At 57.8% G+C, this 25,579-nt stretch carries 23 protein-coding genes and 2 tRNA genes; 17 read left to right on the forward strand and 8 right to left on the reverse strand.

Annotation, left to right across the window (positions count from 1 at the left end):
- The first annotated feature begins 218 nt into the window (after positions 1-218).
- From WC370_01775 to WC370_01790, 4 genes are all read left to right on the forward strand, one after another.
- Positions 219-1,685 (forward strand): FAD-binding oxidoreductase, encoded by a 1,467-nt coding sequence (locus tag WC370_01775; GenBank protein ID MFA5308199.1) that lies wholly within the window; start codon positions 219-221, stop codon positions 1,683-1,685.
- Positions 1,686-1,785: 100 nt separating this feature from the next.
- Positions 1,786-3,054 (forward strand): (Fe-S)-binding protein, encoded by a 1,269-nt coding sequence (locus tag WC370_01780; protein MFA5308200.1) that lies wholly within the window; start codon positions 1,786-1,788, stop codon positions 3,052-3,054.
- 124 nt (positions 3,055-3,178) lie between these two features.
- Entirely contained in the window at positions 3,179-4,744 is a 1,566-nt protein-coding gene (locus tag WC370_01785) for an FAD-binding oxidoreductase (GenBank protein MFA5308201.1), read from the forward strand.
- 164 nt (positions 4,745-4,908) lie between these two features.
- Positions 4,909-5,685: an SDR family oxidoreductase gene (locus WC370_01790; protein ID MFA5308202.1), complete on the forward strand. Its 777-nt coding sequence runs from the start codon at positions 4,909-4,911 to the stop codon at positions 5,683-5,685.
- Positions 5,686-5,869: 184 nt separating this feature from the next.
- Here WC370_01790 and WC370_01795 read toward each other — a convergent pair whose 3' ends face one another.
- On the reverse strand, positions 5,870-6,682 hold the full coding sequence (locus tag WC370_01795; protein MFA5308203.1) for an IclR family transcriptional regulator: 813 nt from the start codon (positions 6,680-6,682) through the stop codon (positions 5,870-5,872).
- A 159-nt stretch (positions 6,683-6,841) separates the two neighbouring features.
- Between WC370_01795 and WC370_01800 the strand changes: the two genes are divergently transcribed.
- A complete protein-coding gene (locus WC370_01800) occupies positions 6,842-7,309 on the forward strand; it encodes a hypothetical protein (protein MFA5308204.1) in 468 nt (155 codons plus the stop codon).
- 99 nt (positions 7,310-7,408) lie between these two features.
- On the opposite strand, the gene WC370_01805 is transcribed toward WC370_01800, so the two are convergent.
- A tRNA-Gly gene (locus WC370_01805) sits at positions 7,409-7,483 on the reverse strand.
- Positions 7,484-7,753: 270 nt separating this feature from the next.
- On the opposite strand from WC370_01805, the gene WC370_01810 reads away from it, so the two are divergent.
- The 10 genes from WC370_01810 (at position 7,754) to WC370_01855 (ending at position 19,660) form a co-directional block, all read left to right on the forward strand.
- On the forward strand, positions 7,754-8,389 hold the full coding sequence (locus WC370_01810) for a cobalamin-dependent protein (GenBank protein ID MFA5308205.1): 636 nt from the start codon (positions 7,754-7,756) through the stop codon (positions 8,387-8,389).
- Positions 8,390-8,391: 2 nt separating this feature from the next.
- Complete coding sequence (locus tag WC370_01815; protein ID MFA5308206.1) at positions 8,392-9,723, forward strand: uroporphyrinogen decarboxylase family protein; 1,332 nt, start codon at positions 8,392-8,394, stop codon at positions 9,721-9,723.
- A gap of 97 nt (positions 9,724-9,820) precedes the next feature.
- On the forward strand, positions 9,821-11,149 hold the full coding sequence (locus WC370_01820; GenBank protein ID MFA5308207.1) for a uroporphyrinogen decarboxylase family protein: 1,329 nt from the start codon (positions 9,821-9,823) through the stop codon (positions 11,147-11,149).
- A gap of 168 nt (positions 11,150-11,317) precedes the next feature.
- Positions 11,318-12,661 (forward strand): uroporphyrinogen decarboxylase family protein, encoded by a 1,344-nt coding sequence (locus WC370_01825; GenBank protein MFA5308208.1) that lies wholly within the window; start codon positions 11,318-11,320, stop codon positions 12,659-12,661.
- A gap of 165 nt (positions 12,662-12,826) precedes the next feature.
- Complete coding sequence (locus tag WC370_01830; protein MFA5308209.1) at positions 12,827-14,161, forward strand: uroporphyrinogen decarboxylase family protein; 1,335 nt, start codon at positions 12,827-12,829, stop codon at positions 14,159-14,161.
- 125 nt (positions 14,162-14,286) lie between these two features.
- Positions 14,287-15,627, forward strand: a complete 1,341-nt coding sequence (locus tag WC370_01835; protein ID MFA5308210.1) for a uroporphyrinogen decarboxylase family protein — start codon at positions 14,287-14,289, stop codon at positions 15,625-15,627.
- 102 nt (positions 15,628-15,729) lie between these two features.
- The gene (locus WC370_01840; GenBank protein MFA5308211.1) at positions 15,730-17,067 is read left to right on the forward strand and encodes a uroporphyrinogen decarboxylase family protein; all 1,338 of its coding nucleotides are present in this window, start codon (positions 15,730-15,732) and stop codon (positions 17,065-17,067) included.
- Positions 17,068-17,226: 159 nt separating this feature from the next.
- The gene (locus tag WC370_01845; GenBank protein ID MFA5308212.1) at positions 17,227-18,555 is read left to right on the forward strand and encodes a uroporphyrinogen decarboxylase family protein; all 1,329 of its coding nucleotides are present in this window, start codon (positions 17,227-17,229) and stop codon (positions 18,553-18,555) included.
- Between the two features lie 19 nt (positions 18,556-18,574).
- Positions 18,575-19,447, forward strand: a complete 873-nt coding sequence (locus WC370_01850) for a dihydropteroate synthase (GenBank protein MFA5308213.1) — start codon at positions 18,575-18,577, stop codon at positions 19,445-19,447.
- A 138-nt stretch (positions 19,448-19,585) separates the two neighbouring features.
- Positions 19,586-19,660 (forward strand) — tRNA-Met (locus tag WC370_01855).
- A gap of 38 nt (positions 19,661-19,698) precedes the next feature.
- Here the strand turns inward: WC370_01855 and WC370_01860 are convergent.
- The 6 genes from WC370_01860 to WC370_01885 all read right to left on the reverse strand — a co-directional run bounded on the left by WC370_01860 (position 19,699) and on the right by WC370_01885 (position 23,121).
- Entirely contained in the window at positions 19,699-20,142 is a 444-nt protein-coding gene (locus WC370_01860; protein ID MFA5308214.1) for a hypothetical protein, read from the reverse strand.
- 313 nt (positions 20,143-20,455) lie between these two features.
- A complete protein-coding gene (locus WC370_01865) occupies positions 20,456-20,875 on the reverse strand; it encodes a hypothetical protein (GenBank protein ID MFA5308215.1) in 420 nt (139 codons plus the stop codon).
- Between the two features lie 290 nt (positions 20,876-21,165).
- Complete coding sequence (locus WC370_01870) at positions 21,166-21,354, reverse strand: hypothetical protein (GenBank protein MFA5308216.1); 189 nt, start codon at positions 21,352-21,354, stop codon at positions 21,166-21,168.
- Between the two features lie 27 nt (positions 21,355-21,381).
- Positions 21,382-21,618 (reverse strand): hypothetical protein, encoded by a 237-nt coding sequence (locus WC370_01875; protein MFA5308217.1) that lies wholly within the window; start codon positions 21,616-21,618, stop codon positions 21,382-21,384.
- A gap of 377 nt (positions 21,619-21,995) precedes the next feature.
- Positions 21,996-22,886: a Mu-like prophage major head subunit gpT family protein gene (locus tag WC370_01880; protein ID MFA5308218.1), complete on the reverse strand. Its 891-nt coding sequence runs from the start codon at positions 22,884-22,886 to the stop codon at positions 21,996-21,998.
- Between the two features lie 16 nt (positions 22,887-22,902).
- Positions 22,903-23,121, reverse strand: a complete 219-nt coding sequence (locus WC370_01885) for a hypothetical protein (GenBank protein ID MFA5308219.1) — start codon at positions 23,119-23,121, stop codon at positions 22,903-22,905.
- A gap of 457 nt (positions 23,122-23,578) precedes the next feature.
- Between WC370_01885 and WC370_01890 the strand changes: the two genes are divergently transcribed.
- On the forward strand, positions 23,579-23,872 hold the full coding sequence (locus WC370_01890; protein MFA5308220.1) for a helix-turn-helix transcriptional regulator: 294 nt from the start codon (positions 23,579-23,581) through the stop codon (positions 23,870-23,872).
- 797 nt (positions 23,873-24,669) lie between these two features.
- Positions 24,670-25,575, forward strand: a complete 906-nt coding sequence (locus WC370_01895; GenBank protein ID MFA5308221.1) for a hypothetical protein — start codon at positions 24,670-24,672, stop codon at positions 25,573-25,575.
- Positions 25,576-25,579: the final 4 nt, after the last annotated feature.

The raw sequence follows: 25,579 nt of genomic DNA on the forward strand, positions 1-25,579 counted from the left end.
CCGGCAGGTTGTATTTTTAAATTTCCCCGCTCATTTCGGAAGATTTGAAGGGCGCGGAACTATTTTATCGTTGTTTGACACGTTGTGCTATAATGAGAAATATTTTACGGCCAGCACAAATTCAGATATACGGAACGTACGAACCGCAGCCTGGTTGGCCGGGCCCATTTTGTTTAATGTATATTGCCACGCGTCCATCGCCGTGAAGGGAGGGTAAAATGATTGCCAAAAAAGAACTGAGCGGAATAGTCGGTGCCGGTAATGTCGGCAGCGATGCAGCCACGCTGGCGCAATACGCCGGGGACATGAGCTTCGTCCATCATGTGCAGCCGGACTACGTGGTTAAGCCGCGCAACGCCGACGATGTGGAAAAACTGGTGAATCTCGCCCGGGAAAAGAAGGTGCCGCTGGTGCCGGTAAGCTCCGGCGTCCCCCACTTCCGCGGCGATACCGTCCCCTCCGCCGGCGGCGCGGTTATCGTCGACCTTTCCAATATGAAGAAAATCATCCGCGTGGACCGCTATAACCGCGTGGCGTTGTTCGAGCCGGGCGTGACCTACGGCGAGCTGATTCCGGCGGTGGCTAAAGAAGGCCTCCGCCTCAATATGCCCCTCCTCCCCCGGAGCACCAAGTCCGTGGTGGGCAGCATGCTGGAGCGGGAGCCGGTGGTCATGCCGGACTATCACTGGGACATCGCCGACCCGCTTTGCGATGTGGAGATTATCCTGGGCAGCGGCGCTTTATTCCGCACCGGCGCTTCCGCCGGGCCGGGCACGCTGGAGGAGCAGTGGAAGGTGGGCGGCGCGCAGAAAGAGGCGGCCGGTCCTTCTTCCGCTTCCTGGTACCGCGTTATCCAGGGCGCGCAGGGCACCATGGGCATCGTCACCTGGGCGTCCGCCCGCTGTGAAATCCTCCCTAAAAAAGAGGAGCCGTTCCTCGCCGGCTCCAGCGATTTGGCTAAAATCATGGAAATGGTGCACTGGCTGATTCGGCTGCGTCTGGTTAACGAGTGCTTTATCCTGAACAGCACCGACCTCGCCACCCTTTTACCCAAGAAATCGTCCCATGAATACCCGCAGGTCAAGAGCAGCCTGCCGCCGTGGATTCTCTTCTATAATGTAGCCGCCTATGATTATCTCACGGAAGACCGGATAAAATGGCAGGTGGCGGACATTAAAGATTTATCCCAGCGCCTGGGGCTGGAACCGGTGCAGTCGCTCGGGGCCGCCTCCGCCTTTGATTTGCTCAAACTGGTACAGGCCCCCTCCCCGGAACCCTACTGGAAAACGCCGGGCGGCTGGGGCTGCCAGGACATTTTCTTCATCACCGCCTTCGATAAAGTGAGCGGGTTGGTGGCCGCCATGCATGACCTGGCGGCGGAGGCCGGCTACCCCACCCCGGACATGGGCGTTTATATCCAGCCGGCGGTGCAGGGGGTTAACTTCCACGTGGAGTTCAACCTGTTCTATCCCCTCGGCAACCCCGCGGAAGCGGCAAAGGTGCAGCAGCTTACGGTGAGCGCGGTGCGCCGGCTGATGGATAAAGGCGCTTTCTTCTCCCGCCCCTACGGCGACGCCACCGGCGCCATCATGAACCGCGATGCCGCCACCGTGGCCGCCCTCAAGAAAGTAAAAGCTATACTCGACCCCGATAATATCATGAACCCGGGCAAGCTGTGTTTTTAAGGAAGCAGACAGTAAATAGTAAACAGTCCCCGTCCCCTTTTCCCCAAACTGTAAACTGTCTACTTTAGACTGAAAACTCACCGACTAAGGAGGTCCTAATATGGCGCTTGAAGATTTAAGAAACGAGATGGAAACGTGCCGCCGCTGTTCCGCCTGCAAGTTCATGCCCTTTGAAAAGGTGACGGGCTACGCGCCGATTAACGTCTGCCCCAGCATTTCCCGCTATAACTTCCATACCTATTCCGGGGGCGGGCGCATGGTCAACGGCGTGGCGCTTCTGGAAAAAAGGCTGGATTTCTCCCCCAAGTTCATGGACGTGATGTACAACTGCCAGATGTGCGGCGCCTGCGATGTCTCCTGCAAGTACGCCATGGACATGGAGGTCATGGAACCTATTTACGAGACCCGCATCAAGGCGGTGGCGGAAGGCCATACCAACCCTGCCCTGGACAAGGTTATCAACAGCCTGCGCAAGCAGGGGACGATGGTCCCCGGCGCCAAAACAAAGCGCGGGGACTGGGCGGAGGGGCTGGGACTCAAGGACTGCACCAAAGAGAAAGTGGACGTTATCTTTCACGTGGGCTGCCAGACCAGCTTCAATAAAGATATGTGGCACCTGGCCAGGACCACGGCCAAGCTTTTGCAGAAAGCCGGCGTGAACTTCGGGGTGGCGGGAGAGAGCGAGACCTGCTGCGGCGGGCGCGCCTACCAGACGGGCTACCGGGACGACTTCCTTGCCCAGGCCAAAAAGAACATGGTCATGATTAAAAAGTCCGGCGCCAGGACTCTGGTCACCGGCTGCGCGGACGGCTACCACGCCTTTAAAGTGCTCTATGATAAATTCAACCTCAAGGGCAAGCTGGAAGTCCTGCATATTACCGAATACCTCGACCGGCTGATAAAAGAAGGCAAGCTCAAGCCCAAGAAGAAGGTTGACATAACCGTAACCTACCACGACCCCTGCCACCTGGGGCGGCTGGGAGAGCCGTTCGTTCACTGGCAAGGCAAGGAGATTCCCGGCCATATCCGCATCTTCGAGCCGCGCAAGGAATGGCGGCGGGGCACCTACGGCGTTTACGAGCCGCCGCGCGATGTGCTAAAGAGCATCCCCGGCCTCAAGCTGGTGGAAATGACGCGTATTAAAGAGTACACCTGGTGCTGCGGCGCCGGCGGCGGCGTCAGCGTCTCCAACCCGGACTTTTCCCTCTGGACGGCCGTGGAAAGAATTAAAGAGGCGGAGTCCACCGGGGCGGCGGCTATCGTTACCACCTGCCCCTGGTGCGTCAGCAACTTTACCGGGGCTATCAAGGAAAAAGGCAGCAGCCTGAAAGTCTATGACGTTATAGAGCTGCTGGAAAAAGCGCTGTAAAAACATACTATTGTTGTCATTCCGGCGGAGGCCGGAATCCATGAGGTGGGGTGGGGTAACTAATAACTGAAAACTGTAAACTAATAACTGTTAACTAATAAACACCGCCGAGGAGGTAAAAAAGATGTCTTTACCCAAGGATTTTTATAAAGCGTTAGAGGACATCCTGGGGCCGGAAAACGTTTCCGACGACCCCGTTATCAACGAGTCGTACTCCTTCCCCATCCGCAAGAAGACGATGCCGGAGAAGGTGGGGTATTTGCCCCGCTTCGAGGCCGTCGCCCTTCCCGCCAGCACGGCGGAGGTGCAGGCCATCGTCCGGCTGTGCAACAAGCACAAGGTGCAGTATAAGGCATCCAGCACCGGCTGGCTCTACTGCGACCCCGTTGCCCCCAACTGCATCAAAATAGACCTGCGCCGCATGAACCGCATCCTGGAAATCAATGAAAAGAGCATGTACGCCGCCGTGGAGCCTTACGTCATCGGCGCGCAATTGCAGGCGGAGCTGATGAAAAAAGGACTCACCTGCAACCAGTGCGGCGCCGGCGCCAACTGCTCCATCATGCCGCTGGCCTCCCACGTGGGGCTGGGGCACATGAGCCAGAGCGGCAGCTACACGGAAAGAAACCTCCTGGCGGTGGAATGGGTCACCGGGGAAGGGGATATCGTCAAGCTGGGGTCTTTAGGCTCTTTAGGGGAGTGGTTCAGCGGGGACGGCCCCGGGCCTTCTTTGCGCGGCGTTATCCGCGGCAACTCCACGCCGCTGGCCGGTCTTGGCGTTTATACCGCCGGCGCGGTCAAGATATACCACTGGGCCGGCCCGCCGGCCTGGAAGGTGGACGGCGTTTGCCCCCAGTACAGCCACCCGGAAATGCCTCCCACCGTAATGATACGCTACCTGTCTTTTAAGGATATCGAGGACACCTTCGAGGCGGTGCGGCGCATCGGGGAGGCGGAAATCGGCTACACTTTAATGGGCTTCAACGCCGCCATGATGGCTTCCAACATCGCCACGGACAACCAGGAAGATTTGGACTACCTCAAGCAGTTCGCCGCGCAGGTGCAGGGCGTGGGCTTCCTTATTATTATCGTCGGCAACTCCGCGCGGGACTTCGCTTACAAGAAGGGCGCCCTGGAGCAGATTATGCAGGAGACCGGCGCCATGTCTCTGAAAGACGTGGAAGACCCGGTCATGGGTGCCGGCTTTGCCTGGCGCTTCATCCGCATCACCGGCTCCATCCGCGAGACCTCCCGCGCTACCGGCTGGGGCGGCGGCACGGTGGGCGGCTCCGATGTGTTCCCGCTGATGACCCGCTACATCCTGCACACCTCCAACCTCAAGCAGCAGCTTATCGACCAGGGCCTTATCATGGACGATTTCACCCACCCCTTCATCCAGTCCATCGAGCACGGCCATACCGGCCACGGTGAAATCCTGATACGCTATAATCCCGCCGGCCCCGACCACATCAACAAGGTGCAGGGGATGCTTTCCCGCGAGGCCAACAAGACGGCTATCGAGGGGCGCTTCGGGGTACCGCACCATGTCTGGAGCGATGCCCTGCACGATATGTACGGCCCGGAGGCGCATAACTACCACTTATTATTAAGGAAGATAAAGAAGACCTTCGACCCCAATGCGGCGTCGGAGTCGTCCAACTATATTACCGCCAGGGATGAGAAAAAGTAGGCTGTCATGTCATTCTGGCGGAGGCCAGAATCCACTGAAAATACCTGGTATATTTTAGGGTTCATATATGGATTCCAGCCTTCGCTGGAATGACAATACTGGTGGAGGATTACTTTCCTCTTCTGTGAAGGGAGAGGCACAAAATAGATTAGGAGGGAACACCAATGTTGCTTAAAGACAGGGTTGCCATTATCACCGGCGGTGCCCGCGGCATGGGCCGGGCTATCGCGCTGCGCTTCGCTAAAGAGGGCTGCTCCTCGGTCATCGTCGACCTGCTGGACCAGGACGGCGAAAAGACGGTGGCGGATATCAAGAAGGCCGGGAAAGACGCTATTTACGTCCGCTGTGATGTCACCAGCAGCGCCCAGGTGAAGGACATGGTGGCTAAGGCCGTCGCCAAGTTCAAGAAAATAGACATCATGGCCAACTGCGCCGGCATCGGCAAGCCCCCCAAGCTTATCGGCGATATTTCCGAAGAAGAATATGATAAGGTAGTCGCCGTCAACATGAAGGGCATTTTCCTCTGCCTCCAGGCCATCGCCCCGCACATGAAAGCCAACAAGTACGGCAAGATTATCAATATCGCCTCGCTGGCGGGCATTTCCCCCAGCCCGATGTCCATTCACTACGCCGCCGCCAAAGCCGCCGCCAAGCACCTGTCCGACTGCTTTGCGCTGGAGGTGGCCAAGTTCAACATCACCTGCAACGCCATTCTGCCCGGCATGATACGCACGGACATGACGCGTGATTTCGCCCCGCCCATGATTAAAGACCTGGACGGTTTCATGAGCAAGATGGCGGAAGGCATACCCCTGGGCCGTGAGGGAACGGTTGATGATATCGCCTCGGCGGCGCTTTTCCTGGCCTCGGAAGAGTCGTCCTACATTACCGGGGACAGCATCCGCGTCGGCGGCGGCATGCCCAACCGGGCCGCGGGATAAAAGGGATTAATTTTTAGTAATTAATGGGGGGCAGGGGAGTCAAAGACGGGATAAATATACCGCTCATGGTGAGCCTGCCTGCCCTTCATAGCTTCAGCGTAGGAGGGTCGAACCATGAGGCCTTGCCCCTCTAAAAGCTCACTTCGTGGTGACTCAGTATCAACGGGGTGAGCGTACTAAAAACCTAACTCTTTTCCTTGCCGAATACCCGCGCGATGTTATCCGATATCTTGGCGGCGCTGGCTTTTACCGCGGTGATAACCTCGGTTTCCTTGGGCCGCAAGCGGCTTTCCGGCCCCACCACGCTCACCGCCACCGGCAGGCTGTAGTTTTTCAGCGGCGCGGACACGCACATCGCCCCGCTTATCCTCTCCCCGTAACTTACCGCGTAGCCCTCCCGCCGGATTTCCTTTATCTGCGCCAGCAGCTGCTCTTTGCCGGAGGTAACCCGTTCCGCGCCGCGGCTGGGACCGCCGGCCAGCGCCGCCTTGAGCTGCCGGTCGTTCAGGAGGGAGAGCAGCACCCGGGTGGAAGCGCCCGTCTGCAAAGTGCCGGAGAGCCGGCTGGCCTGGATTACCCGGAGGTCGTGCCGGCTGGGTATCTCGTACAGGGAAAAATGCTGCGTGCCTATCAGGATATCCAGGGCTACCGTTTCCTCGGACAGCGCGGAGAGATGCTTCATCTCCCGGTTGGCGCACATGATAAGAAATTCATGGGTGGTTACCGGGTTGGCGGCCAGCCTGGTAATCAGCGGCCCCAGGTAGTAGCGGCGGTTCATCGCATCCTGGATAACCAGTCCGGACTGCTCCAGCAGCTTGAGCACCCGGTGCACGGTGGACTTGCCCAGCTTGCACTGCGCGGCGATGTCCGTCAGCGAGTGGGAGTCCTGGCTGATGCAGTCCAGCACGCTCACGGCGCGGGCGATGGAACCGGAGGCCTGCCCGTCCCTCTCCGCGATATTGTCCTCTTTAGCGGCGCGGCCGCTGTCTTTACGCACGGGACTATTATAGCATAATACAAAAAACTACTCCCAACTTTTCTCAATACCAAATATGGAACTTCCTTTCCGGCGGCGGGGATAAGCGGTATAATACGCGGTAACAGTCCGCTTGGTACTATACATTATATAAAAAGAACGCACAGGAGGTTCCCGCCGGTGTCTGAAGGAAAATACAGCCAATACGTTATCAAAGCCCCCACCCTGAAAGGGGATTTCCCCCCGCTGGCGCAGCGCATGGTCTATGACGGCCTGACCGGGGGCGGCACGGGCAACGTGGGCATAAGGTACTCCTTTTTCCACGGCCCGCCCTTCCAGTTCGAGGTGCCCCACCGCCATGATTATGACCAGTTTCTCTGTTTCCTGGGCACGCCGGAAGATGTGCGGGTCTTCGATGCCGAGGTGGAGATATGGCTGGGCGACGAGAAAGAGAAGCACACCATTACGGAGTCCACCATCGTCCACATTCCGGCGGGGCTGCTGCACTGCCCCATGAACTACAAACGGATAACCCAGCCCATCATGCTGATAAACATCACCCTGGGCGGGGAGTACGTCAAGAAAGGCGTCAAGGGGGAGCTGCTGCCCTGGCGGCCGGAACCTAAAAAGAAACCGGAAAAGAAATGACCGCCGGTTGATTGGGGGGAAAGGATTGCTGACGGGACGGCTCTTGTAGCAGTCTTTGGAGCGGGAGATCCCGATTTCATCGGGACGACTTTCTGCTGATGGAGCGGGAGACGGGATTCGAACCCGCGACTTCCTGCTTGGGAAGCAGACATTCTACCACTGAATTACTCCCGCTTAAGGCCATCTAATTTTAGCGGAAAAGGCTGATGTTGTAAAGAATCCTTTTAGCGGAAAAGTCCGATGCTGTATAAAATCCGCGGGCGTAAAATAAGGATGGTATCAGGAGGATTCTATAAGTTTATTAAATAAATAATATACAAAGTGTAACATTTGACTTTTTTTTATGGCATTGATATACTCGCCATGAATGTTTGCACTTGAAATTGAATCAGGCAGACTGTTAGAATTTCAGGTATACCAAAAAAACTTAAGGAGGATGAAGGTATGTCCGAAGATTTTGTGAATTTGTTGGCGGATCTTAAGGAGGATGAGGTCCTGAAGCTCGTCAAGCAGCGGCTTGATGCTAAAGAAGACCCTCTGAAAATCCTGGAAGATGCCCGGAAGGGTATGGAAATAGTCGGCAAGCGCTTTGCCGGCGGCGAATATTTCCTCCCCGAGCTCGTCTTTTCCGGCGAGCTGCTCGCCCAGGTTACCAATATCGTTAAACCCCACCTCACCGGGTCCGGAGTCCAGGTCAAGAAAATCGGCAAGGTCGTCATCGGCACCGTCGCCGGCGATATTCACGATATCGGCCTGAACATCGTCGACTTCATGCTGGATGTCAACGGCTTCGAGGTCACCAACCTCGGCGTTGACGTGCCGGTGGAAAAGTTCGTCAAAGCCATGAAAGACACCAAAGCGCCGGTCCTCGGCCTGAGCGGCTTCCTTACCCCCGCCTTTGACGCCATGAAAGAAACGGTAGAGGCGCTGGAAAAAGCCGGCCTGCGCAAGGACATCAAAATCATGATCGGCGGCGGCCAGATGGACGATGAGGTCCGCAAGTACGCCAAAGCCGATGCCTTCGGTAAAGACGCCATGGCGGCAGTCACCCTGTCCCAGAAGTGGATCGGTACGAAATAACCATGGAAAAGACATGGGCGGAGTTATCTCCGGAAGAAAAGCGCCAGGAACGCTTTAAGCGGTGGCTTTCTCCGCCGGGTGTCACCTTTGCCACCCCGCAAGCTGAAAAGCTCTATAAAGAGCGGGTCACCAGGTTCATCAAGGCGTTTTCCCTGCAAAAGCCGGACCGGGTTCCCTGTATCCTCCCCACCGGCTTTTACGCGGCCGCTTACGCCGGCACCAATCTCGGCACGGTCATGTATGACTATGACGAGATGAAACGCGCCTGGCTCAAGACGCTGCACGACTTCGACGGGGATACCTACGTTCCCCCCGCCCTCGTGCCGCCCGGCCGCTCGCTGGATGCCGTGGACTACAAACTGTACAAGTGGCCCGGCCACGGCCTGGCCAAGACCACGCTTTCCTACCAGGCGGTGGAAGGCGAATGGATGAAGCCCGGTGAGTACGATGCCCTGATTAGAGACCCCTCTGATTTCTGGCTGCGCACCTATATGCCGCGGGTCTTCGGCGCGCTTAAGGCCTTTACCCAGCTCCCGCCACTGACCGGCTTTGAGGAAATAGCCACCCAGTCTTTCCTGCCCTTCGGCAACCCGGAGGTGCAGGCCGGCTTCAACGCATTAATGCAGGCCGGCAATGAAAGCCTCAAGTGGATAGCCGTGGTGGGTGAGGTGGCGGGGCAGTCCCTGTCCCTGGGGTTCCCCGGCGTGATGAGCGGCCTGGCCAAAGCCCCCTTTGATACGCTGGGAGATACCCTGCGCGGCACGCAGGGCATTATGATGGACATGTTCCAGCGGCCGCAGAAAGTCCATGAAGCCATGGAAAGGATAGTGCCCATCGCCGTGGAAGGAGCGCTCGCCTCGGTGGCCAATGCCGCGGCGCCCGTTATCATCATGCCGCTCCACAAGGGCGCGGATACTTTCATGTCCGTCAAGCAGTACGAGACCTTCTACTGGCCTACCTTCAGAAAGGTGGTCATGGCGCTGGTCAATGAAGGCGTTTTCCCCATGCTCTTCGCCGAGGGAAGCTACAATAAGCGACTCGATATCATCGGCGATTTTCCCAAGGGCTCGGTAGCCTGGTACTTCGACCAGACGGATATCTTTGAAGCGAAGAAGAAAATCGGCGATAGATGCTGTATTGTCGGCAACGTGCCCACCTCCATGATAATGACGGGCACCCCGCAGCAGGTTAAGGAACACTGCCGGAAACTCATTGAAGGCTGCGCCCCGGGCGGCGGCTACGTGCTCGCCGGCGGCGCCAACGTCGATGAGGGCAACCCGGAAAACCTGCGGGCCATGATGGCCGCGGTCAGAGAATACGGCGTTTATAAATAATAAGCACGGCTGATTAGCTGGCAGTGCTCGCCTATCATCCTTTCTCCCGGCTGGCGGCACTGCCGCTTATTAAGCGGTTGTCTCTGGAAGGATTGACATGGAAAAAGAATGGTCGGAGATGACCTGGCAGGAAAAACGCGAGCAGCGCTTCAGCCGATGGCTTTCCGCCGCCGATGTCAAGTTTAAAAACCCGGAAGCGGCTAAAAAATATAAAGTCCGCGCCACCCGGATGATTAAAGCTATCAAAATGGAAATCCCGGACCGCGTTCCGGTGCATATCGCCGCCAACTCTTTCGTCGCCTACAACGCCGGCTATACTCTTAAAGACGTCCTGTATGATTACTCCAAGATTTACCCCGCCTGGGAGAAGTTCATCACGGAGTTTGACCAGGACTCCAATGATACCCCCGGCTTTTTCCCCGCCCGGGTCTACGAGCTGCTCGGCAACCAGATAACCAAGTGGCCGGGCGGCGGCCTGCCGGACAACGCCTCCCTCCAGAACTTCGTGGAAAAGGACTACATGCAGGCGGACGAATACGACCTTTTTATGAAAGACCAGTTCGACTTCGGGACGCGGTTCTTTACCCCCCGCACCTGGAGCGCTTTCGCGCCCCTGGCCAAATTGCCTCCCCTCACCTCCTACCAGGGCCTGCCCAACCAGCTCATGGCCCTGTGCCTGGACCCGGAGTTCCGGCAGATGTTCAAGAAAATCCAGGCGGCCGCGGCGGAGCAGGCCAAATTCAACGAGGTAATGGGGAAATGCGCCCGGCTCTCCATCGAGTCCGGCTACCCGCCGCTGGCGGGCGGCGTCATGCTGGCCCCGTTCGATACCGTGGCGGATATGCTGCGCGGCACCCACGGCTCGGTCATGGACATGTACCGCCAGCCGGAAAAGCTGCTGGAATCGCTGGAAGTTATCGCGGAGCACAGCATCAAGTCCACGGTAAACATGGCCGCCATGTCCCGCAGTCCCATCGTCTTCGTCCCCATGCACAAGGGCGATGACAGCTTTATGTCCGTCAAGCAGTTCGAGAAGTTCTACTGGCCCACCTTCCGCAAGCTTCTCCTGGGCGTGGTCGATGCTGGCCTGGTGCCGATGATGGTCATCGACGGCAGCTATAACGAGCAGCGCCTCAAGATTATCAGCGAGCTGCCGCGCACCTGCTGCGTCTGGACGATGGAAAAAACGGATATGTTCAAGGCCAAGGATATCCTGGGCAATGCCGCCTGCATCTCCGGCAACGTTACCGCGGCGCAGCTTTATACCCAGCAGCCCCCCGCCATTAAAGAGTACTGCCGCAAGCTGATTGAGTACTGCGGCCAGGGCGGCGGCTATATCCTGTCGCTCGGCTCCGGTATTGATAAATGCAACCCGGCCAATCTGCACGCCATCGTAGAAGCCGCCGAAGAATACGGATATTATTAGGGGGGAAACCGGGACATTACACTGTTAAAGTCTATTTAAAGACCAATAACCGGAAAAAAAGACCGGACAAACATGCGTCCGGTCATGCAGATACAAAAAGATATTAACCGTCTGTCTCCTGGTTGTTGGTCATTTTATTGCAGCGCTATTAAGAAGGAGGATTTGACCGTGGCGGAAACTAAAAAATGGGAAGACATGACCTGGCAGGAAAAACGGGAGGAGCGCTTTAAGCGGTGGCTCAACCCGCCGGATGTAAAATTCGTCAGCAAGGAAGCGGAACAGCTTTACAAGGCGCGCGCGACCCGCTTCATCAAGGCCATCAAGCTGGAAGAGCCGGACCGCGTGCCGGTAATGCTCCCCACCGGCAATTTCCCCGCCTACTGGGCCGGGGAGAGCTTCCGCACCCTGATGTATGACTATGATAAAGGGACGGAAATCTGGAAGAAATACCTTAAGGCCTTCGGGGATATGGATACCTTCAACGGCCCCGCCCTGGTGCCTTCCGGCAAGATAGCGGCCGCCATCCCCTCCAAGCTCCAGAAACTGCCCGGCCTGGGCCTGCCGGAAGACGCCACCATGAACCAGTTCGTCGAAGGCGAGTACATGATGGCCGATGAGTACGACCGCTATATGCTGGACCCGTCCGATTATAACCTGCGGGTGATGCTGCCCCGCACCTCCCCCTTCTTCGATGCTTTCAAACGCCTGCCGCCCTTCCGCGCCCTCATGGGCACGAGCTGGGTGTCCGTTATGGCGGACCCGGAGATACGCCATATTTTCCAGACCCTGATGAACTTGACGGATGAGCAGAATAAATGGATGAAAGCCAACCTGGAAATCAGTAATTATATTAAAGAACTGGGCTATCCTTCCCTGTTCGGCGGCGGCATTATGGCCGGCGCGCCCTTCGACCATTTTGCGGACGCGCTGCGCGGCACGCAGGGCATCGCCCGGGACATGTTCCGCCAGCCCAAGAAACTGCACCAGGCTATGGAATATTACCTGAACATGACCATCGAGACCACCATTAAAAATTTCCCGATGACCTCCAGCCCCGTCTGCATCATGCCCCTGCACAAAGGCGACGATTCCTTTATGTCCGATAAGCAGTTCGCCGAGTTTTACTGGCCGACCTACCGCCGGCTGCTCCTGGCCATGGTGGACGAGGGACTGGTGCCCATGCCCTTCGCCGAGGGACGCTATAACAACCGCCTCAAGCAGATTACGGATACCCCTCCCAGCGGCGTGGTCTGGTACTTCGACCAGACGGATATGAAGGAAGCCAAACGCATTCTGGGGGACGTCTGCTGCATCGCCGGCAACGTGCCCACCTCCGTAGTCATTAAAGGCTCCGTCCCGCAGGTGAAAGACTGCTGTAAAAAGCTTATCGAGGACTGCGCCCCGGGCGGCGGGTTCATCCTGGCCGGCGGCGCCAGCATCGATACCGGCAAGATAGAAAACCTCCAGGCCATGATGGACGCGGCCAAGGAGTATGGAGTGTATAAAAAGTAAATTAAATTGTCATTGCTAGCCCCGACGGCATTCTCAACAACCGGCTTGAACGATAGATAGGGATTGCCGCGCTTGCGTGCCGTAACATACTTCAGCGTGCAGGCGCGTCGCTTCGCTCCTCGCAATGACACCGCAAATAGAAAAAACAAAAATTGGAGGCAGCAAGTGTTTACCAGACCGGATAATTGGAAAGACCTTACCTGGCAGCAGAAACGGGACCTGCGCCTGAATTACTGGATGAGCGCGCCGGGCGTGAAATTCGATAGCAAGGAAGCGGAACGGACCTTTAAAGCCCGCGCCGCCCGCCTGGCCAAAGCCGCTAAAATGGAGCTGCCGGACCGCGTACCCTGCATGCTGCCCACCGGCTGGTTCCCGGCCAAGAACGCCGGCGTCAACCTTAAAGAGGTGATGTATAACCCGGAGCTGATGAAAAAGGTCTGGCTCAAGTTCGTGGACGAATATGAATCGGACTCGTTTGACGGCACCCTTTTCTTCCAGGCCCAGGTCAATGACATCATGGACGCCAAGACGCAGAAATGGCCCGGTCACGGCCTGCCGGATAACGCCCATTCCTACCAGTACGTCGAGGGCGTTTACATGAAAGCGGACGAGTACGACCTTTTTATGAAAGACCCCTTTGATTTCCAGCTGCGCAAGCTTTTGCCCCGCACCATGGGCGTCTTCGAGCCTTTTGCGGACGTCCCGTCTTTTTCCTCGTACCAGGGCCTGCCCAACCGCCTGATGGCCATGTGCCTGGACCCCCGCTTCCAGAAGCTTTTCAAGGCTATTCAGGAGGCCAGCCAGTACCTCCCCGCCTTCGGCAAAGCCACCGCTGAGACCACCGCCGCGGCCGCCGCCCGGGGTTTCCCCATGTTCCGCGGCGGCATGGCCGTCGCCCCCTTTGACGTTTTCGCGGACAGCCTGCGCGGCACCCAGGGCATCGTCATGGACATGTTCCGCCAGCCGGACAAGATACACGAGGCGATGGAGTTCGTCCTGCCACAGCTGGTCTCCGGCGCTATCGCCATGTGTGACGCCGCCGATTGCCCGGTGGTCATGATGCCCCTGCACAAGGGCGATGACACCTTCATGTCCGACAAGCAGTTCGAGGTGTTCTACTGGCCCACCTTCCGCCGCCTGCTCCTGGGTATGGTGGAGGAAGGCCTGGTGCCTTACCCGGTGGCGGAAGGCGCTTACAACCGCCGCCTGGAAGTTATTTCCGATATGCCCAAGTCCGCCGTCTGCTGGATGTTCGACCAGACCAACATGGCTAACGCCAAGAAAACGGTCGGCAGGGTGTCCTGTATCGCCGGCAACGTGCCGGTTTCCATCGCTTACACCGGTACCGCCAAAGACATGAAGGAAGCCTGCCGCAAGCTTATCGAGACCTGCGCCCCCGGCGGCGGCTATATCCTTACCGGCGGCGCCACTTTTGATATGGCCAAGCCGGAAAACCTGCACGCCATGATGGACGCGGCCAAGGAGTATGGCAAGTACTAAGAACTAAATAAAGCCGTCATTACCTGCCGTCCCGGTGAGACCTCTTTTATACCCCCGCGCACCGGGAGTCGCGGCAGTGTCACGCGTTGCCCAAAAATCTAATCTCGTTTATCAGGAGGATAATCATGGAAGGTATCGCTAACTGGAAAGAACTGACCCCGGACCAGAAAAGAGAACTGAGGTTCAAACGCTGGCTGGACGCGCCCGGCGTTAAATTCAAGGACAAGGAAGCGGAAAAGCTGTACAAGACCAGGGTCGGCCGCTTCATTAAAGCCATCAACATGGAAGAGGCGGACCGCGTTCCCTGCAACCTGCCGGTGGGCTATTTCCCCGCCTACTATGCCGGGTACGACCTCAAGACCGTGATGTACGACTATGAAAAACAGCGTGACGCCTGGCTGAAGTTCATGTATGACTTCGGGGATATGGACAGCTACGGCGGCCCCGGCCTGGTGCTGCCGGCCAAGGCGCTGGAAATCATGGACCACAAGCTGCACAAGTGGCCGGGCCACGGCATCGCCGACGATGTGCCTTCTTACCAGTTCGTGGAAGGCGAATACATGAAAAAAGACGAATACGAGCACCTGATTCAGGACCCGTCCGATTTCTGGCTGCGGGTTTTCATGCCCCGCCAGGCCGGCATCTTCGCCCCGCTGAAAAACTTTCTCCACCTCAACCCGATGATCGGCCTGCCCATCGGCACCATACCGGCCCTCTCCACCCCGGAAATGCAGGACATGTTCAAGAAAGTCTGGGCCGCTGGCGAGGAGATGAACAAGTGGATGAAAATGGTCGGCGAGGTCAGCCGCACCGCGCTATCGCTGGGCTATCCCGGTTTCAGCAGCGGTGGTTTCTCCGGCGCCCCGTTCGATATGCTCACGGACATGCTCCGCGGCACCCAGGGCATTTTCATGGATATTTTCCGTCAGCCGGATAAAATCCAAGAAGCTATGGAGCGGATAACGCCCATCGTCATCGAGGAGGCGGTAAAGTCCGCCGAGCACTCTATCTCCCCCATCATCATGATGCCCCTGCACAAAGGGGAAAAAGGCTTCATGTCCCCCAAGCAGTTCGAGACTTTCTACTGGCCTACCTTCAAGAAAGTCCTGCTGGGCATTATCGAGGAAGGCCTTATCCCCATGCCCTTCGCCGAGGGCAACTATATCCCCCGCCTGGATGTTATCCAGGACATGCCCAGGGGCTCTCTCATCTGGTACTTCGAGTATATGGACATGGCCCAGGCCAAAAAGACGGTCGGCCGGACCAACTGCATTTGCGGCAATCTGCCTGTTTCCATTATGGTTACCGGCACGGCCAAAGAAGTCAAGGAAGGCTGCCGCAAGCTTATCGAGGACTGCGCCCCCGGCGGCGGCTATATCCTCACCGCGGCCGCCAGCGTGGACAAAGGCAAGATTGAAAACCTCCACGCCATGATGGACGCGGCGGTGGAGTACGGAAAGTACTAGGAGTAAAGAAGAAGTTGACGGTAATAAGTAAACAGTATCCCCCCTTCTCCCCAACTGAAAACTGTCAACTGTAAACTATATACTATCCACCAGAGGTGAAACATGGAAGGCATCGCTAACTGGGAAAACCTGACGTGGCAGGAAAAGCGGGAAGCGCGCTTTAAGAAATGGCTGGATGCCCCCGGCGTCAGCTTTAAAAGCCCGGCGGCTAAACAGGCCTACCGCCAGCGCGTGACGCGCTTTATCAAGGTCATCAAGCTGGAAGAGCCGGACCGCGTGCCGGTAATGTTGCCCTCCGGCTATTACCCGGCCGTTTACGCCGGCTATTCGCTGAAAGAGGTCATGTACGATTACCAGAAGCTGGCGGACGCCTGGCGCAAGTTCAACCGCGACTTCCAGCCGGACAGCTACTCCGGCCCCGGCCTGGTCTATCCCGGCCGCGTTCTGGAGAAAATAGGCCACAAGCTGCATAAGTGGCCCGGCCACGGCCTCCCGGACGATGCCTCCATGTACCAGTTCGTCGAAGGGGTTTACATGCAGCCGGAAGAGTTCGACGACTTTCTGGAGAACCCCACCGAGTACTGGGAAAAGGTCTTTCTGCCCCGCACCGCCGGCGCCCTGGAGGCGTTTAAATACATCACCCCCTTCAGCCCCGTCCTCACCAATCCCCTGGGCTGGATCATGTCCTTCTCCCGGCCGGACGTGCAAAAAGCCTTCGAGACGGTGCTGGAGGCCGGGAAGGAGATAGCTAAATGGCGTGACGCCGTGGGCGCCGTCAGCCGCGAGGCGCTGGAGGAAGGGTTTGCCTCTCTGGGTGGGGGCGGCATGGCCGGCGCGCCCTTTGATAACCTTTCCGATGTCCTGCGTGGCACCCAGGGCATCGTCATGGACATGTTCCGCCGGCCGGAGAAAATCAAGGAAGCCATGGAACGCCTGGTGCCCGTTATCGTCAAGGGGGCGGTCAAGGGCGCGGACGCGTCTTTGAGCCCGGTGGTCTCCATGCCCCTGCACAAAGGGGAAAACAGCTTCATGTCCGGCAAACAGTTCGAGGAGTTTTACTGGCCCACTTTCAAGAAAGTATTGCTGGGTATGATTAACGAGGGGCTGGTGCCCATGCCCTTCGCCGAGGGCAATTATGAGCCGCGGCTGGACATTATCAAAGACATGCCGCGGTCGTCCGTCATCTGGTACTTTGAGGTTATGGATATGGCCAAAGCCAAACAGGCCCTCGGCGGCGTGGCCTGTATCGCCGGCAACGTGCCGGCCTCCCTGCTGGTCACTAGCACGCCTGTAATCGTTAAGGAGGCCTGCCGCAAGCTTATTGAGACCTGTGCTAAGGGCGGCGGCTATATTTTGACTGGAGCGGCCAGCGTCAGCAAATGCAATCCGGCCAATCTCCATGCCATGATGGCGGCGGCGGAAGAGTACGGCAAGTATTAGGGGTAAAGGGAGAGTTTTACGGCAAACAGTAAACGGTTGCTCCCCCTCTTTCCCCCCCAAACTGAAAACTGTCCACTGTAAACTAACTACTCACTTTAGTTGATTCAGCGGATTCTCCTCTTCCTTTGATGGAGTAAAATAACAGGGAGGGCTGCGAAGATGGAAAAACAATGGGCGGAATTGACCTGGCAGGAAAAACGGGAGGAGCGCTTCAAGCGCTGGCTCAATCCCGAGGTCAAGTTTAACAGCAAGGCGGCGGAGAAGCTCTATAAAGACAGGGCTACCCGCTTTATCAAGGCCGTCAAGCTGGAGGAGCCGGACCGCGTGCCCTGCATGTTGCCCTCCGGCATGTACCCCGCCTTTTACGCCGGCTATACCCTCAAAGACATCATGTATGACTACGCCAAGATGAAAGAGGCTTACCTCAAGTTTGTGGCTGATTTTGATATGGACACCTATACCGGCCCCGCCCTGGTTTTCCCCGGTAAGGTCCTGGATATGACTGACCACCGTCTGCACAAGTGGCCCGGGCACGGTTTGCCGGATAACGCTTCTCTCTACCAGTACGTGGAAAAAGACTACATGAAAGCGGACGAGTACCCCCTGCTGCTCGGCAATCCGGCGGACTTCTGGTGGCGCTATCTCCTGCCGCGGGTGGTGGGGGCCCTGGAGCCTTTCCGCAAGCTGCCCCAGATGAACGGCATGATGGGCATACCCATCATGTTCTACGGGGCCATGGCGGAGCCGGACGTCGAGCAGGCTTTCAAAACGATGATTGAGGCCGGCAAAGAGGTGCGACGGTGGCAGCAGGCGGTCGGGGAAATCGGTATGGCTACCCTCGCCGCCGGTGTTCCCAACCTGCGCGGCGGCGGCATGGGCGGCGCCCCGTTCGATAGCGTGGCGGACATGCTGCGCGGGACGCAGGGCATGGTCATGGATATGTACCGCCAGCCGGAAAGACTGCATGAAGCCATGGAGATAGTCATCCCTAACACGATTAAGAGCGCGGTGGCCGCGGCTGATGCTTCCGGCTGTCCGTTCTGCTTTATGCCCCTGCACAAGGGCGATGAGAGCTTCATGTCCCCCAAGCAGTTCGAGACTTTTTACTGGCCCAGCTACCGGCGCGTGCTCATGGGCATGGTCGAGGAGGGGCTGGTGCCCTATCCCTTCGCGGAGGGGCGTTATGGCGCCAGACTTGATATAATAAAAGATATGCCCCGCGGCTCGGTGCTGTGGTCGTTCGAGGATATTGACATGGCGCGGGCGAAGAAGGTCCTGGGTGATACCGCCTGCATCGCCGGCAATGTCCCGTCCTCGGTCTTATACACTAAAACTCCCGCGGAGGTGAAGGAATACTGCCGTAAGCTTATCGAGACCTGCGCCCCCGGCGGCGGCTATATCCTGACCGGAGCGGCCGGCATGAACGAGGGCAACCCTGAAAATCTGCGGGCGGTGATGGCAGCCGCCGTTGAATACGGAGTCTATTAACTGGAACAGGAGAAAAAATATGGAAACAAAAGTATCTACACCCACCCGGGAAGTCATTATCTCCTACGACCGCCCCACGGTCATTATCGGCGAGCGCATCAACCCCACCGGCAAGAAGAAACTGCAGGAAGCGCTTAAGACCGGAGACCTTTCCATCGTGAAAAAGGAAGCGCTGGAGCAGGTGGCCGCCGGCGCCACTATTCTCGATTGTAACGTCAATGCCCCGGGCGTGGACGATGTCAAACTCCTGCCGGAGGCTATTAAAGTTATCCAGGACGCGGTGGACGTGCCTATCTGTATCGATAGCCCCAACGCCGCCGCCCTGGCCGCCGGACTGAAGGTCTATAAGGGCAAGCCGCTGGTCAACTCCATCAGCGGGGAAAAGGCCCGCCTGGAGCGCGTCCTGCCCCTGATTAAAGAGTACGGCGCCGCCGTTATCGGCCTCGCCCAGGACGATGAGGGCATTCCCAAGACCACCGCGCGCCGCGTGGCCATCACCTACAAGATTGTAGAAGCCTGTGAAAAAATGGGCGTCCCCCGGGAAGATATCGTTATAGACGTTATGACTTACGCTATCGGCGCCGAACCCAAAGCGGCCATCGACGTGCTTAACGCCCTGCGCCAGATTCGTACCGAGCTTGGCCTGAACATGACCATGGGCGCCTCCAACATCTCCTTCGGCATGCCGGACCGGCTGATTCTGAACAACGCCTGGATGGCCATGGTTATCGAAGCCGGCGGCACCGCTCTGATTGCCGACGCCGCTAAAGTGCTTCCGGCCGTGCTCTCCGCCGACCTCGTTCTCGGCCGCGACCGCTTTGCCCGCCGCTACCTGGCCGACCACCGCAAACGCGCCGAACTGGCCGCCCAGGCTGCCCAGCAGGCAAAATAATAGAATGTCATCCTGAGAGTTTATCCTGAGCTGGTCAAAGGGCAGCCAAGAATCCCGGGGCGGGGTGGGGGTAAAGCGCCCTCCCCCTACTCTTGACACTCATTGATGAAAGGGCATATACTTAAAACTGCGTCTCAACGCGGGGTAGAGCAGTGGTAGCTCGTCGGGCTCATAACCCGGAGGCCGTTGGTTCGAATCCAACCCCCGCTACCAAGAACCGTACAGCCCGCTTGAGCTTCGGCAATCTCGCCCTAGCTCACCAAAGCGGGCTTTTTCGTGCCCCTCGCGCCTGCGCCTTTGACTGCCGCGACCTTACTAGCCTTGAGCTTTTCGACCTTTGGGGTTGACCCGGTAACGGCCTTGCCCTTGTGCGACGCCTTTTCGGATGCCTTCTGAACCTTCGCCGCCTCCGCCTTCGCCTTGTCGGCAACCTTCTTGGCCTCCGCCCTCGCTGTTCTTTCCGCCTCTTTCTTGGCGGCCCTCTCGGCCTTCTCTTTGGCCCTCTGCTCCTTGGCCGCCTGGCGTTCTGCGAGGAACCTGCTGGGCGGCAGCGCGATGACGCCGATGTCCAGGCCGTAGTGAGTGGCGACGGCGTTGTTTAGAAACGCATCCCAACTCATATCGCCCTTCGTCTTGTTGAGCAGGGCAAGCCCCTGCTCCGTTGTCCTGGCGCTGTAAACGTAATGCTTGTCCATCCGATTCTCCCTTAGGCCGCCTCCCTTCGTGGTGAGGCCTTACACCTATATTGAATTATGGCGAGAATCTGGACGCACGGGGATGGGAGATTAGTCCTATGCCCAACCGAGAGGAAAGTCCTATGGAGATGTCTTGCCTCCAATAGCGGAGGCCCGAAATCTCGATGTGGGTTGTGTGGAATATGCCAAAATGAGGCTCTTATTGGGATTGTGGGCGGGAGCACGATAACCCTCACGAGAGGCGCGGAAGGCCTCCACCCTTGACGTGGTGCGTCGCGAGAGCATCGCAGGTCATTTTCAGTTGCAGGTGCCTTTACTTCAGGGAACGCGGGTTCAGCCTCCCGCGCCTGCCCCCGGTGGCGATGTACCTTTGCCTGTCCTCTTCGGCGCATTTCCGGCAGCGCCTGTAGCCCTTGCCGTCGATTAAGGGCGCTTCTTCGTCGAAGCGGTGGCCCCTTGTGCATTCGCCTGCCGGAACCATGTGGTGAAGGTAACGGTGGGCCGTCGCCAGAACCAGGGCGAGATGGGTGGGGCTGGCGCAGAGCTTGTTGCGGCAGAGGTGGTGCAGGTTGAAACCATTCCCCGACAACCCGCCGCCCGCCAGCAGCCAGACCCAGTTGTAGACTGGCATGGTGAGGTGGGCGTCGCCTGCAAGCGCCACCAAGACGCCGTAACCGTCGTTGGCCACCCTGCCCTTCCACTGCCAGCACCTGGTGGGCATAGCAGGCATCATCGGGCCTGCCGTGTCCACAGATATGTCCAGTTGCCGCCGCGCGTCCGCCAGGACCAGATTGACGTCGGCTTCCGACATTCTTCCGGCCTTCAGGTCTTCGGCGTTCACCAGCCTTTTGCCGTCTGCCATGTTGCGTCATCCCGTTTCCATTTTTCGCGACTGCCTGGAAAAGAGGAAGGGCCAGACCTGCCGCCCGGCCCCTCCCGTGAAAGGAGACCGCCTGTCCGCGTTACCGGACAGGCTTAGGCCCGGAAGTTCGCATGGCCGCTTCCGGGCCGCGTGCCTGCCTGTTACCGCGCCTTCAGCGATTCGATGCGCCGTTTCAGGCCCTCCAGCCCGAGCCGCCTCAGCGCCCTCTCGACTTGCGGAACGGGGCAGTCGAAGTGGATTGCCAGCTCCGCCGGAGACCAGCCCTGTTTCTGCATGAGCCGTAGTTCGCCTTCGTCTATCCTGGCCTTGTCCTGTGTCGATATTGTCATGGTCGTCTCCCTGCCTTTCATCCGGCTTTAGGTGTCGTCGTTTATGGCGGCGCTTGCCTCGCCCTGCATGACCCCGAGGGCTATGTCCACGAGGACTTCCGTGGCCAATACCACCTCAACAACCACCCCGGCAATTATGCCTTGGGTAGCAGTCCCAGCGTCATCTACCGTATCGTCATCGGTCACATAACATTTGATTCCGATGTCCGCCTGCACCAGGTCGGCGGTGGCGAAGGGGAAGGTGCCGCCCTTGAACACTCTCACGGACTTGCCACCCTGGCTGTGACCCGTGAGGGTGTTATCGCACTCTTCATACGCGACTCCGAGTAGTACCTTACCGGACGCATTAGTGGCTGGCTCGGCGTACCCAGAGGCATTGGCAACCACCAATGCCGATTTGAAGATATGAACGTCATCCTCGACGAGGAATGACTGAAGCATGCCAGCGCCTTTTACGCTTCTGTTTTTATTTTCTGACAACATTGTCTTTTCTCCTATCCGATTTTCGTTTTCTGCGGGGATGGGGGCGGGCGTGCTCATACCCGTCCCCTCTCCCCTGAAGGAGATACCGCCCGGCCATGTCGAAAAACCGGGCGGGTGCCGCCGCCATGAGTCTAGCGGCGGCACGCCTCCTTTGATTCCTAGTCGGAGCAGTCCACCATCACAGCGCAACGGGGTTCGAGGAGCGCGGCGGCATATCTGCCGGCGACGCCGTAGAAGATGCGCCGGGACATGAAGTTCTCGTCGCTATCTGGCCTGTCCAGCGCCACCAGTTCCGGCTTCTTCCGCGTCTGAAAGAGCATCGGCTTTAGCTCGTTCTGGGTCGCCAGCAGGTAGAAGTCATGACCCGCGGTCGCGCCGCTGGTCAAGTAAGGGCTGACGATGATGTTCTTTATAAGCTCCGCCTCCGCCCGTTCGGTTCCGGCAACAGCAGGCAACAGGGCGTTGCGTATCGGCAGTTCCATCACCGCCGAGCACGCTATGGTGTCGGGCACGAGGTCAAGGTATTCCCCGCGGTCATCGCGGAAGTTTCGCATGCGCTCCACCGCCGCCGCTATCCCCGCCCGTATCTTGTCGCCGTCGGCGGCGTAGGCCCCGTCGATGATGTTGTCCAGGTTGCCGCTCTTGCCGAAGGCGCGGGTGTCGCTGAAGAAGTTGACGCCGTCGAAGGTCTTGGTGCCTGACCCGGCGTTGAGAAGCTGGTAAACCAGCTTGGCCGGGTGGTTGGCGCATCTCACCGCCAGTTGGCGAACGCGGGGCGCGATAAGCCCGTAACGGTCATCCTCGATGACGTTCCTGTCGACTTCGATGGTGCCTTCATAGTTTTTATTGGTTATCTCGTAACCCTTGGCGGACATGCCGGATATGACGCGGGTGTCCTTCCATTCGCTCATCGAGGGAACGGCCTCAAGCCAATTATAGCTCTCTTTTTCGCCGGTGCTGTCCACCAGCAGGCACAGCGCACGCCAGGCAGCCTTTTTGTCGGCCTCGGTGAACGCGCCTGTGAATATGGCGCGGAAGCTCGTGAGCAATCCGGCCGTGAAGTCGCTATTGACTAATGCCACTTTGTGTTTCTCCTTTTCTGTCTTTATTCTGCGGTGGCATCCGGCGGACTTCGGGAGGCTCGTCGCCCGTCTGCGTTATGCTGATTACACGTCCGTCCGGCAGTTGCACAAGCCGGAGGTGCGTTTCGGGCAACCCCCTCACGTACCCCTGAAAGGCGGGATTGTCTAGAATACCCGTCCGGTAAAGCGGTTTTTCGTCCATCGGATACCCTCCATTTCGGAACCTCGTCCATGCGCCGCGCCTATCGCCCCTCATCCGTCCGCCTTGTCGGCGGCGCGGCGTTTGAGTTCCAGGCCGGATGGCATTTCCGGGTTCCGTTTCGGCAGCTCTGCCTATCGCCGCCATCTTTATTATGCGCCTTCCCTTGAAGAGTGCCCCTTCCCTTCGGATGCCCTTTGATTTGGTTGAGCCTTCCTCAAGCTCTAAGCCCACATAACCATTGTACGGCATGGGACTCTTTTGCCGATGCTCCTTCGGATGCCGCCAATTTTTAGTCTGGCCTTTTTCAGGCTCTAGGGAAGCCACACATAAAGCATAACATGGTAGACCCAAGTGCCAATTTCCCTTCGGATTCCTGTGCTATCACCAACGCTCCAAATCAAAGGCGGACTAGAACCGGCTTGACGCCGCCGCCCACAGATGTATAATAAAATTATACATGTCAAGGTTCGAAGTGACGGGGGAAGAACTTAGGGTTAAGAGGGTGCTGGCACGGCTCACGCTGGCCGAGGTCGCGGAGATGGCGGGGATGTCGGCAAGCCGCCTGTGCAACTATGAGAACGGCGTCCATAAACCCAACGAAGAATCCCTGAAGAGGGTGGCGGACGCCATAGGCAGGCTTTCCAAGTTTGGTAGGACAATACATGACGGCGGGAACAGGCTGCTTTTGAAACCGAAGGGCAACACTGGCAGGGTGAAGGTCTACAGGATGCCGCCGCTTCTCCGGCAATGACCTCTAAAAGAAGGCGTGTGTTTGGCCATAGGTCATATGAGGGTAGTGCAAGAGGCATATATGTATATTATCTTTAGTAATCGAAGCTGGGTATCAATCCCGTATCATATGGAGTATCAATGACGGCCTCTTGGTCATTACTTCTCAAAGAAGGCGTCCCTCTTCCCATCGGTCATAAGTACATATTAACTCTAGTATTCGGCTACGGGTTGCGGCCTTGTTGCGTACCTTGTTGCGGGGAAAATCGCCGGGCTTTTCCGCCCTGAACTTCCAGGGATGGCGTGTCTCTTGGCATAGGTCATATGAGGGTAGTGCAAGAGGCATATATGTATATTATCTTTAGTAATCGAAGCTGGGTATCAACCCTGTATCAGGCCCTGTATCAATTGACATAATATCTATCCTCTCGGCTTTCGCCTTAAATCCGCGCTCGACTCCGAAAGAATGTCAAACGTGCCGCGCAGAAAAGATGGGCAGCGCATGGGCCGGAGGGGCATACCCCGCTGCAATCCTGGCCGAAGCCAGCCCGGCTACGGGGCGGAGCCGTTAACTTGCGAGTTAAGCGCCCGCAGGCATGCCGTTTTCTGGCGGCCAGGCCGCGCGGAAGGCGGGGAGGGCATGGGTAAGGCTATCCCACGCGCGCCGTACCGCGGATTGGGGTGCCCCGCGCCTCACGCGAGGTGTGTTATACTCCCGCGCCCAGGGCAAATAGGGCACTCATCCGGGTATGCCCCGCGCCTCCCGTGCCGCGTTTTCGGGCTTTCCCTATTTCGCCTGGGGATGTATAATCGGGAAACATGGAAAGCGAAAACCTGGTGTTGCCTGAGGCCGACTTCGTCGCGTTCCAGAGGCTCTGCCGTCGTGAGGGCTTCGGCCTGTGCTATTACGGTCCTGAGATTCCGCTTAAAGGCATCGGGGATTGCCGTCTCGGCGATGACGTGGTCGTGAAAGTCGAAAGGCGGCGGTTCTCGTCGGTGGGCATCCCGTACGAGGTGGCCGACTGGCAACGCAAGGAATGGCGGGACGCCTTGCCGCAACTCAAGGCCAAGTTCTTCGAGGAGGTGAGGCCTAAGATGACAGACACAGACAAGCCGCAAGGCGGAACGTCGAAAGAGGTAATAAGGCAGTTGGCTGACCAACTCAAAACCGTATTCATAGCTGCACTTTTGACCCTCTGGACGGCGACACTGACGGTAGGTTCAAACACGCCCGTTAATAGAGGTTCATGGTTGCTTTGGGCAATCGCCTCGCCATTCGCATTTCTCTGGTTGGTGCTGCAACGGGAGAAGATTCGCTGGCCCAAGCTCAAGTGGGTGTTCCCGTTTTTGGCGGTCGCCTTGCTGTGGGGCTTGTACTTCTTGGGTGGCGTGTCCTTTGACGCCGGGGTGTTCAAGGGCATAGCGGCCGTTCTATTTGGCTGGTCAATATTGGTGCTTTTGATTATGCTTGTAGTCATGACCTGGAATCCCAAACAGGAAAAGCTAAACAGGATTATCGGATGGATTGTCACACGGGGAGGTGCCGCTGCCTTTCCGTTAAGCCTTCTGGTGTTGATATCCGGCATCATCATGGGTTTTGCCAGATTGGAGAACGCCGGGATGAAGGGTTGGTGGATGACATCAATCCTGATTGTGGGCGTGATAATATTCATCGTAGTCGCAGTAGTCGCATTCACGCCGTTGCGTCGGGAAAAGGATAGTTGAGGCC

The organism is Dehalococcoidales bacterium (assembly GCA_041652735.1).
Classification (GTDB): domain Bacteria; phylum Chloroflexota; class Dehalococcoidia; order Dehalococcoidales; family RBG-16-60-22; genus RBG-13-51-18.

What these genes read in the sequence shown, in the direction of transcription:
- WC370_01820 (MFA5308207.1), top strand. Translation starts at nt 9,821, where the DNA reads ATGGAAAAAGAATGGTCGGAGATGACCTGGCAGGAAAAACGCGAGCAG.
- WC370_01890 (MFA5308220.1), top strand. Translation starts at nt 23,579, where the DNA reads ATGTCAAGGTTCGAAGTGACGGGGGAAGAACTTAGGGTTAAGAGGGTG.
- WC370_01840 (MFA5308211.1), top strand. Translation starts at nt 15,730, where the DNA reads ATGGAAGGCATCGCTAACTGGGAAAACCTGACGTGGCAGGAAAAGCGG.
- WC370_01775 (MFA5308199.1), top strand. Translation starts at nt 219, where the DNA reads ATGATTGCCAAAAAAGAACTGAGCGGAATAGTCGGTGCCGGTAATGTC.
- WC370_01780 (MFA5308200.1), top strand. Translation starts at nt 1,786, where the DNA reads ATGGCGCTTGAAGATTTAAGAAACGAGATGGAAACGTGCCGCCGCTGT.
- WC370_01865 (MFA5308215.1), bottom strand. Translation starts at nt 20,875, where the DNA reads ATGATGCCTGCTATGCCCACCAGGTGCTGGCAGTGGAAGGGCAGGGTG.
- WC370_01785 (MFA5308201.1), top strand. Translation starts at nt 3,179, where the DNA reads ATGTCTTTACCCAAGGATTTTTATAAAGCGTTAGAGGACATCCTGGGG.
- WC370_01885 (MFA5308219.1), bottom strand. Translation starts at nt 23,121, where the DNA reads ATGGACGAAAAACCGCTTTACCGGACGGGTATTCTAGACAATCCCGCC.
- WC370_01870 (MFA5308216.1), bottom strand. Translation starts at nt 21,354, where the DNA reads ATGACAATATCGACACAGGACAAGGCCAGGATAGACGAAGGCGAACTA.
- WC370_01835 (MFA5308210.1), top strand. Translation starts at nt 14,287, where the DNA reads ATGGAAGGTATCGCTAACTGGAAAGAACTGACCCCGGACCAGAAAAGA.
- WC370_01810 (MFA5308205.1), top strand. Translation starts at nt 7,754, where the DNA reads ATGTCCGAAGATTTTGTGAATTTGTTGGCGGATCTTAAGGAGGATGAG.
- WC370_01815 (MFA5308206.1), top strand. Translation starts at nt 8,392, where the DNA reads ATGGAAAAGACATGGGCGGAGTTATCTCCGGAAGAAAAGCGCCAGGAA.
- WC370_01850 (MFA5308213.1), top strand. Translation starts at nt 18,575, where the DNA reads ATGGAAACAAAAGTATCTACACCCACCCGGGAAGTCATTATCTCCTAC.
- WC370_01790 (MFA5308202.1), top strand. Translation starts at nt 4,909, where the DNA reads ATGTTGCTTAAAGACAGGGTTGCCATTATCACCGGCGGTGCCCGCGGC.
- WC370_01860 (MFA5308214.1), bottom strand. Translation starts at nt 20,142, where the DNA reads ATGGACAAGCATTACGTTTACAGCGCCAGGACAACGGAGCAGGGGCTT.
- WC370_01895 (MFA5308221.1), top strand. Translation starts at nt 24,670, where the DNA reads ATGGAAAGCGAAAACCTGGTGTTGCCTGAGGCCGACTTCGTCGCGTTC.
- WC370_01845 (MFA5308212.1), top strand. Translation starts at nt 17,227, where the DNA reads ATGGAAAAACAATGGGCGGAATTGACCTGGCAGGAAAAACGGGAGGAG.